Source organism: Bacteroidota bacterium, from assembly GCA_020402865.1.
Classification (GTDB): Bacteria; Bacteroidota; Bacteroidia; order Palsa-965; family Palsa-965.
The window spans coordinates 25,354-32,858 of record JADBYT010000039.1 but is presented as its reverse complement, the minus strand read 5'-3'; the positions used below and the strand labels follow the sequence as shown (position 1 = coordinate 32,858).

Below are 7,505 nucleotides of genomic sequence, written 5' to 3'. Positions count from 1 at the left end.
TGGCTGTGGTCGTGGAAACGGCGGCGGCGGCGGCGGCGGATATTACGGCGGCGGTGGCGGTGCGGCATGGCCGGGTGCTACTCCTGGCGCAAACCCCACGGGTGGTTCGCAAGCTGCCGGCGGTGCGGGCGGTGTTTCTTCATTCGCTACTGCAGCCCCCGGAAACAATGGTCAGCCCGGCGTGCTGGGCGTGGGTGGTAACGGTGGTGTTGAACTCACCAGCAACCAGGCGGGTAATAATACCGCATCAGTAGGTGCTTCCGGTGGCGGATTAACCGGCACAACCGGCACCTATTCCGGTAACTTTACCGGACAGTCGGGTGCAGGTGGCTCAAGTTTCTATGGTACGCTTGTGAATGGCTCTACCACTCCTGATGTGCGTGCCGGTAACGGTCAGGTTGTGATTACTTTTCCCAGCCTTTGTCCCAGTGCCTCCCGTCTTCCGGTAACGTTTGTGGTTAACCCGCTTCCGACAGTAACCGTGGCAGCTACACCCGCATTAGCTGTATGTGAAGGCGCACAGGTTACATTAGCCGGCAATGGTGCGGTATCGTACAGCTGGAGCGGCCCTGTGGGTATTTCGGATAACGTGCCTTTTACAGCTACTCAGTCTGCAAGCGGCAGTTATGTGGTTATTGGTACGGATGCCAACAACTGTTCAAATTCAGATACTATAAACCTTACCGTAAATATGCTGCCCGTAATCAGCGTTGCTTCAGCCGATTCTGTTGTTTGTGCGGGTGATACCGTAATGCTCACCGCCAGCGGCGCAACAGCTTACAACTGGTCAACCGGAGGCAATGCTGCAATGGAAATGTTTGCCGCTGTAGCCACAGGCTATACAACGGTTACCGGCACCGACACGTTAACCGGTTGCAGCAGTGTGGATTCAATTATGACAACCGTAAACCCGCTGCCGGTAATTGTACTCACCCCCAGCAACAGTGATATTTGTCTTGGCAGCACCGGCAGCATTACCGCCAGCGGCGGCAGTTTCTACCTCTGGAATACCGGCGACAGCACTTCCACAATCAACATTTCGCCTTCAGTTCCCACGGTGTATGCCGTAACCGTAACCACCCCCGATGGCTGCACCGGCAGCGATTCCATTTCAATCGGCGTAAACATTCCGCCTTCTGTTACTGCAACGGCCAGTCAGAGTGTGGTTTGCGCTGGTGCCAGCGTAACACTTACCGGCGCAGGAGCCAACAGCTGGCTCTGGTCAACCGGCGGCACACAAATTACCGAAGTGGTAACTCCTTCTGCAACTACAACCTACACGGTTACCGGCACCAATACAGTAACCAATTGCTCCGATACCGGCCTTGTAACCATAACGGTTAATCAGCTTCCGGTAGTAACCGCTGCTGTACCGCAGGCCAGCGTTTGTATTGATGATGCATCGTTTACCATTCAGGGCGGCAGTCCTGCCGGCGGCAGCTGGAGCGGCCCCGGTGTAGGCGCAAACATATTCTCGCCGCTTTCGGCTGGTTTGGGCACACATACGCTGGTTTATACCTATACGGATAACAACCAGTGTACGGCCAACGCATCAGACCTGCTCGTGGTAAGTGCCTGTGTGGGTATTACCGAAAACAGCAATGCCGGAGGTGTACACATTTACCCCAATCCTGCCAGCACCACTGTGAACATCCGCTGGAATGAAGATTACCGTGTGAACCGGATTGAATTAACCGATCTCACCGGCCGCATTGTTCTTGCAGTTCCCGCCACAACGGCAAATTCACTGCAAATTGATCTGAATACACTTCCGCAGGGCATTTACAACCTGCAGGTAGTAACAGCAGACGGAATGAGTACACACCGCATTGTGAAGCAGTAAACAAATATGTGTAATAAGGAAGAAGCCCGATGCAGTTTTGCATCGGGCTTCTTTTATAAGGCAGGAATTGGGTAATTACCAGGCAAACAATTCGTAATCTTTCATCATTTTGTTTACCTGTTTCTTCACAGTGGCAATTTTCTTGTCGTTTTCGTGATTCATCAGCACGGTATCAACCAGTTCCACAATGGCAAGCATATCGCGCTCTTTAAGTCCGCGGGTGGTCATGGCGGGTGTGCCTATGCGGATGCCCGAAGTCACAAACGGCGATTTGTCATCAAACGGAACCATGTTTTTGTTCACCGTAATATCAGCACGTACCAATGCGTTTTCGGCCTGTTTGCCGTTAATGTTTTTCGAGCGCAGATCAATGAGCATGCAGTGGTTATCTGTTCCGCCGGAAATTACATGATAGCCACGGTTCATAAACTCGCCGGCCATTACGTTGGCGTTTTTCACCACCTGCACCGCATAGCGCAGGAAGCTGTCGGTAAGTGCTTCGTGAAAAGCCACGGCTTTGGCGGCAATCACGTGTTCAAGCGGGCCGCCTTGTGTGCCGGGGAAAACAGCGGCATCAAGCAATGATGACATGCTGCGGATTTCACCTTTCGGCGTTTTTATTCCCCAGGGATTATCGAAATCCTTGCCCATGAGAATAAGGCCGCCACGCGGGCCGCGCAGGGTTTTGTGTGTGGTAGTGGTTACAATATGACAGTGCGGAAGCGGATCATTGAGAATGCCGCGGGCAATGAGCCCGGCCGGATGCGAAATATCAGCAAGCAGCAGCGCACCTACGCTGTCGGCAATTTTGCGCAGGCGGGCATAATCCCAATCGCGCGAGTAGGCCGAAGCACCGCAGATAATCATTTTGGGCTTTTCCTTTTTGGCTGTGGCGGCCACCTTGTCGTAATTAATTACGCCGGTTTCCTGCTCCACACCATAAAATGTAGCGCGGTAGAGCTTACCCGAAAAATTTACCGGCGAACCGTGTGTGAGGTGTCCGCCATGTGAAAGATCAAAGCCCAGAATGGTATCGCCAGGTTTGAGGCAGGCCAGCATAACAGCCGCGTTGGCCTGCGCGCCGCTGTGAGGCTGCACGTTGGCCCATTCCGCATTAAACAGCGATTTGATACGGTCGATAGCCAGCTGTTCCGACTGATCCACTATTTCGCATCCTCCGTAGTAGCGTTTGCCGGGAAGTCCCTCGGCATATTTATTTGTGAGCACAGAGCCCATGGCCTGCATGACCTGCTCACTTACAAAATTTTCGGAAGCAATAAGCTCAATTCCGTGCAACTGACGGAGGTGTTCCTGCTGAATCAGCTTGAAAATAGCGGTATCTTTTTTCATAGTTTTTCGCCTCTACACAGGCGCAACAAATGTAACAAAGTCTCGGCTCCGCCCGACTTTATGTAGGCTGTTAATTATTCCGGCTTTGCCGCCAGTATAGAATTCCGCCGCCAAGCATAAGCAGCAGCACCGGGCTTTCCACCAGACCGGCCAGAAAGCGGGAAAGATCATACACGGTTGCATTGCTGTTAAACAACCATCCGGCCAGAAACAACATCGCTCCGAGAAAGAATACACCTGCAAACGAAAGTATTACAAGTCGCGTGTACTGCGCGGAAGCAAAGCCAATGCGGATTACAAACACAGCCAGTATGCAAAACACTGCGGCAAACAAAAAAGTTAGCGGCCACTTGAGGTAATACAAGGTGTTGTAACCGTAATTTTCGAGAAAGGAAAGAGCAGGCGAGAGGTGCGAGTCGGGCGAATTGTAATAGGCCACGCGCATCTGTTCGTTGATGTTCAGGAAGACAAATTCACGAAAAAAGCCCAGCGCCACATACGCAAGTACCAGTGTAATTACCAGTAACTGTCTCGCGGTTTTGTTCATTGCGCTTCTGATTTTGTATTGAAGCGTTTAATCCATAACCACCATAAACCGAAAATAATCAGGTACATGATTATTTGAAACAGGTAAGTATGGTTGAACATGAGCCAGTCGGGACGGTAAAGCACAATAATGCAAAGGGCAGTGATGCGAATGACATTCATGAAATGGATAAACAGAATGCCTGCGGGAACAAACCAGAGTTTGTGTTTTATTTTTCCGGGAAATGCAATAATGAAACTGGTAAAGAGTGCAAAGAGCGCAATGCCGTTGCACGGATCACCAATCCAGAGCCCGTGTGTGCCGTCAATTCCTATTGTACGGATTGTTTCGCTGGGGCCAATAAAAGTACTGTATCCTAGCAGTTTAAGAAACCATATTGACATTGAGGAGGAGGCATTGATGACAACCGTATCCAGTTTCCCCCATGGGTTTATAAGCTGGTCGTAAAGGATTGTCCAGCCGAAGTAAATAGCGAAGAAGATGAGCAGAAATCGGGCGAGTTTTCGACCTGCCGGGTTCATCATGCGGTTTTCGACTTAACGCGCTGAATAAGTTTTTTACCGCCAAACAGGGCAGCGGCACCCACGGCAGCAATAATGCCGCCATCAACCGGAATGCATGGCGGGGGCCAGCAGGGCGGACCGTTTGGCGGCGGGGGCGGGGGCGGCTGACCGTGCAGGAGCAGAGCGCCTGCAGGAATACAGAAGAGGGTAAGGAGCAATAAAAATTTACCGGTACGGTTCATGCGAATTATCTATGGCAGGTTAAAGCAGCCCGCGTGTTAATAGCTTATTTTTTGTGACACCTCATTTTCACCTGCCTGCACACGAAGTATGTACACCCCTCTGGCATCGTTAAGGAGCGGAAGTTTCACCTGTTCGCTGCTTACGTTGTATTGCTCGCGCAGTATTTCCTGACCAAGCAGGTTGTACACTGTAACAATTACAGGTGTGGTTTCTGCAAAACCAAAATTAAGCAGCATGCCGTCGGGTGTGCCAATGGCGGTTACAGGAATTGTAGCCGAAGCGGCAGAAGCATTAAGGTCTTCAAAACGGCAGTAGGAGAAACCGGCAGTAGCAGGCTCTTCCTGATCGAAATGGAGTACATAGCGCAGTTCATCCACTCCGTTTCCGGCATGCAGCGTGATGGTTTCGTTGCGGCGCACATTCAGCATGCGACCGGTCTGAAGGTCTTCCAGAAACACACAGGAGTAGGCATTAAACTGGTCGATATTGCCAAACTTAAGCTGAAAATCGCCAGCCATGCCCGGGGTAATGTTTACCGGCACGCTGTGTGAAGCGGCAGAAATGCTGCGGTTATCAAAAAACAGCTCATTCCCTGAGCCGGTAAGTGTGCGCATGTAGGGTGCATTTTCATTGGGCGCAAGCAGTGCCGGAATATCTGTTTCGTCCTGACCGTCAGCAGCGGCAGCATCAAAAGTAATTACGTTTTCGGCCCCGATGGGCTGCCCGTCGGTACGGCGCAGCTGAAGGCGGAGCAGGGCATTATCGGCAGCCTGACGCACAAAGGTGGCTGTACCACTGGTTTTGGCTGATTCGGTAAAACCTACACTGCCTGCGGCGGTAGCCTGCACCAAAAAGCCCTGCGACGAATTAATTACTCCGCCCGAAGCGGCCAGTTTGGCGGTGCCGGTGTTTGTAGCACCGTTCCACGTAGCGTAGTTGGAAATCGACTCATCAAGGATGTAGAAAAAGTTATTAACGTTGGTGCGGGTGAGTGACGACCACTGGATCTGAGACATGTACGGATTACCGATGAGTGTAAATCCGGTGGGGACAGTGGCTGTACGGTTTCCGGTGGTTAGCGTGCCACGGGTATCAAACAAAAGCCCGGTGAAGGAAGTCATATTATCTGCTGTCCACACCTGAAAGCCTTGTGTAATGCCGAGTGCGGTACTTACAGAGGTTACGTTGGTGAACACAGACCCTGAATAACGGCGTACTGAGCGGAAAATGGGGCAGCATGCATTTCCATCGGCTCCGCCTACACCGCTCATATACATTTCATTGTCCCAGTCGAGCACGGTAGAGGCCAGCACCGGACTAGAGAAATAAGACCAGTAGGGTGTTGTAGTGGAAGGAGCCGAAACACCAATAAAACGCTGGCAGATAAAGCGGTTACCGTTTACATTGCCGCCACCGACAAGCAGTTCATCCACACGTGCAGTGCCGCTGGCATCAGACACAAACATAAAATCGTTTGAACTGGCACTGAATGTACCGGCGGTGAGGAATAGCGTGCCGCGAATGCGGTTGTTTGCCGCGTTGTTTACACCAGCGGTGTTGTTAATTTCGAGATTACCAAAGTTGGTGAAGAAACTGCCTCCAATGGTTTGCGCTACGGTGCCGTCGAAAATAATCCGTCCGTTCATACTTACAGAACCGCCCTCACCATTCCAGTTTGCGCCACGCTGCCGGTAATTAAAGTTGCCCGGATTAAGCAAACCGCTGTTCAGCGTTGTGGTGCCGTTTACGCGCACATCACTCAGCAGGTTAAGCGAATCCTGTGAATCAATGATTACGTCGTTAAACAATTCGGCCAAAGTGGTACGACGAATGCTTTGAGCATCAGTGCTGTTAAACGTAATGAGCGGAAGGTTCGTCACATTTACATTAGCCTGATTATCCCAGTTGCCACCCAGCACAATACTGTTGTTGTTGGCATTGCAGCTGGTCATTGTACTCAGTGTTAAATTGCCGGCTACAAGAAAAGTGGTGCCGGCTTCAAGCGTTTTCGGGTTGTTGCGCAGCGAAAGGTTAAAATAACCGAGCGGAAGATTATCAATAAGAGTGGATTGAGAGCCGAAAAACTCTACTGTATTACCTGTTTCGTGGGCTTCTAAATTAGGATTGCCTGTAAAATTGCGGGTTACACGCAGGCTGCTATTGGCGCGGTTTCGCCAGAGGGCTGTGGGGCCGAAAGAAATGGTGCCACTGTTCAGGCGCACCGTGCCAAAATTGTTTACAATGGCATTGTTAAGCAAATAAATATAGTTGGTGGTTTTGTTCACCACACAAGAGGCCGCAATGGTATAGTTTGAATTGATGTAAAAATACCAGTTACCACTGTTATTGAAATTGCCCGAAATGGTTCCGCCCGGCCCAAAGAAATACAAGGTACAAGTGCCCGGCATATTTCCATCCTGCGTAAAACTCCCTCCGCGAATACGGAGCTGACGGCCCGCCACATCAAGCGTACCACCCGGATTTACATTCATGGAACGGAAATCGGTAATTTGAATATCCACATCCATAAAGGTGCCGGCAGCAATAATTACATCATCATCACTATCCGGAATACCGTCGGCATCACTGCCGGAAACCGTCCAGTGTAATGGATTACTCCACACCCCAGAGGCAGATGCAGAAGTAAATGTGGCCGCTTGCATTGCAGAGGTCATTGCAAAAACAAGTAAAAGAGCAGGGTAAAAACGTTTCATTTACCGGAATATTTGGGTAACGTGCTTTATACGCACAATTTGGAATCAAAGATACTAAACTTACTAACATTCCTTATAAACTACTATACAGCGTATCAGGCAGATTATCTGTAAGTTAGCTCAAGACCGGAATTAGTTGTTAAACATACGTTTCCGGCTCCCCGGCGGATTTCAATCTTATCCGTTAACGGATAGCTGCCTGTAAGTTGGCTCCTCTGTAAAAAGCACAGATAAAATTGAGCCATATCCACCTTGTACAGGGTAATGCACACGAAAAACAATTGCCCGGCTCCCTGTCAGGAATG

6 protein-coding genes are annotated in these 7,505 nt (G+C 50.5%); 1 reads left to right on the top strand and 5 read right to left on the bottom strand.

The genetic code is table 11. The annotated features are described in order from the left end of the window. Window positions 1-1,843: T9SS type A sorting domain-containing protein (locus IM638_19570; protein MCA6365241.1), on the top strand; the 1,843-nt coding region annotated here is incomplete at its 5' end. Window positions 1,844-1,918: 75 nt separating this feature from the next. Here IM638_19570 and IM638_19565 read toward each other — a convergent pair. The 5 genes from IM638_19565 to IM638_19545 all read right to left on the bottom strand — a co-directional run bounded on the left by IM638_19565 (window position 1,919) and on the right by IM638_19545 (window position 7,200). After that, the gene (locus IM638_19565; protein MCA6365240.1) at window positions 1,919-3,193 is read right to left on the bottom strand and encodes a serine hydroxymethyltransferase; all 1,275 of its coding nucleotides are present in this window, start codon (window positions 3,191-3,193) and stop codon (window positions 1,919-1,921) included. Between the two features lie 70 nt (window positions 3,194-3,263). Then, window positions 3,264-3,740, bottom strand: a complete 477-nt coding sequence (locus tag IM638_19560) for a hypothetical protein (protein ID MCA6365239.1) — start codon at window positions 3,738-3,740, stop codon at window positions 3,264-3,266. Then, window positions 3,737-4,264 carry an exosortase family protein XrtF gene (xrtF, locus tag IM638_19555; protein MCA6365238.1) on the bottom strand — a complete coding sequence of 176 codons (528 nt, stop codon included), beginning with the start codon at window positions 4,262-4,264 and terminating at the stop codon, window positions 3,737-3,739. The genes IM638_19560 and xrtF overlap by 4 nt, the downstream gene beginning before the upstream one ends. Then, window positions 4,261-4,485, bottom strand: a complete 225-nt coding sequence (locus IM638_19550; protein MCA6365237.1) for a hypothetical protein — start codon at window positions 4,483-4,485, stop codon at window positions 4,261-4,263. The genes xrtF and IM638_19550 overlap by 4 nt, the downstream gene beginning before the upstream one ends. A 36-nt stretch (window positions 4,486-4,521) precedes the next feature. Next, window positions 4,522-7,200, bottom strand: a complete 2,679-nt coding sequence (locus IM638_19545) for a T9SS type A sorting domain-containing protein (GenBank protein ID MCA6365236.1) — start codon at window positions 7,198-7,200, stop codon at window positions 4,522-4,524. Between the last annotated feature and the right edge of the window lie 305 nt (window positions 7,201-7,505).

Bases quoted from the DNA above. Each gene is read 5' to 3' on its own strand.
- xrtF (MCA6365238.1), bottom strand. From the start codon at position 4,264: ATGATGAACCCGGCAGGTCGAAAACTCGCCCGATTTCTGCTCATCTTC.
- IM638_19565 (MCA6365240.1), bottom strand. From the start codon at position 3,193: ATGAAAAAAGATACCGCTATTTTCAAGCTGATTCAGCAGGAACACCTC.
- IM638_19560 (MCA6365239.1), bottom strand. From the start codon at position 3,740: ATGAACAAAACCGCGAGACAGTTACTGGTAATTACACTGGTACTTGCG.
- IM638_19545 (MCA6365236.1), bottom strand. From the start codon at position 7,200: ATGAAACGTTTTTACCCTGCTCTTTTACTTGTTTTTGCAATGACCTCT.
- IM638_19550 (MCA6365237.1), bottom strand. From the start codon at position 4,485: ATGAACCGTACCGGTAAATTTTTATTGCTCCTTACCCTCTTCTGTATT.